Below are 1,043 nucleotides of genomic sequence, written 5' to 3'. Positions count from 1 at the left end.
AGCTCTGCTTGGCACGCGCACCCTTCAAAATGGCATGCGGGATCACAGCGGTTGATTAATACCCCTCCATGGGGTTCGTTTCCATTCAACGTGTTCAACCTCCAATTATACGTTTCCTTGTTTTCTTTGCTGCAGTTAATGAAAGTTTGACATCAGCGCCTCAACATCATTTCGACTCTCACATCAAGAACCTGCCATCCGCTATTCCTGATGCAGGCCGCATTCTGTTTTCTCCCGTCCGGCCCATCTTCCAGCCCTCTCATCGTTCGGGTCCGGGGAAGGCAATGTACACATTTCACAGCCTATGCTCGGGTAATGTTGATCGTGCAGTTTGTTATAAGGCAAATTGTGCAGGCGGATGTACGTCCAAACGTCATCCCATGTCCAGTGGATGAGCGGGCAAATTTTGATGAGCTCAAACTTCTGGTCCAGGTTTACGTATTGAATATGCTTTCTCGTTGGTGACTGATCCCGGCGCAGTCCTGAAATCCAAGCTGTCATGCCGGACAGGTGCTTTTTGAGCGGTTCGATTTTCCGCAATTGGCAGCAGAGTTCGGGTTATGCTTCCACAGCTCTCCGCCGTACTTCGTCCCCTGTTCTGTTAAGCTCAGCTCGGGTTCGAGCATTTGGATTGCAAATCCCGGATTTCGTTCTTTGACGGTCTCGATCAGCTCATATGTTTCCTGAAAATGAAGCCCGGTATCCAAAAAGATGATGTGTGCGTTTTTGTTGATTTTTGATATTAAGTCGAGAAGCACCATTCCTTCTGCGCCAAAGCTGCAGGCGTACACAATCTTTTCTCCGTACGTTCGGTAAGCCCATTTCAACACATCGAGCTCATCGATCAATTGATCCGTTACCTGTTTGGACAGCATGTCGTTCCATGTGTCATATGTGATGGTTTCGTTCAATGTTTTCCCCCGTTTGTATCTGCTTTTTATCTATTGATCGAGTTATAGGCAGACTATTCATTTTTTGCATAAAGGTTCAGGGTTTTTACGTGCCGCGCCCGCCTAAAATGAGGTGCGGAACCATTAAGAGCC

Annotated in this window: 1 protein-coding gene and 1 pseudogene; both read right to left on the bottom strand. The window is 47.6% G+C overall.

Features of this window, described 5'->3' with window-relative positions:
* Window positions 1-89: hypothetical protein (locus ACWHAR_RS23125; RefSeq protein WP_452087952.1), on the bottom strand; the 89-nt coding region annotated here is incomplete at its 3' end.
* 112 nt (window positions 90-201) lie between these two features.
* Window positions 202-911: pseudogene (locus tag ACWHAR_RS23120) on the bottom strand (phosphoadenylyl-sulfate reductase).
* Between the last annotated feature and the right edge of the window lie 132 nt (window positions 912-1,043).

This window comes from Bacillus sp. LR--39 (genome assembly GCF_053613335.1).
The sequence above is the reverse complement of the archived record's forward strand: the minus strand, read 5'-3'. Positions and strand labels throughout refer to the sequence as shown.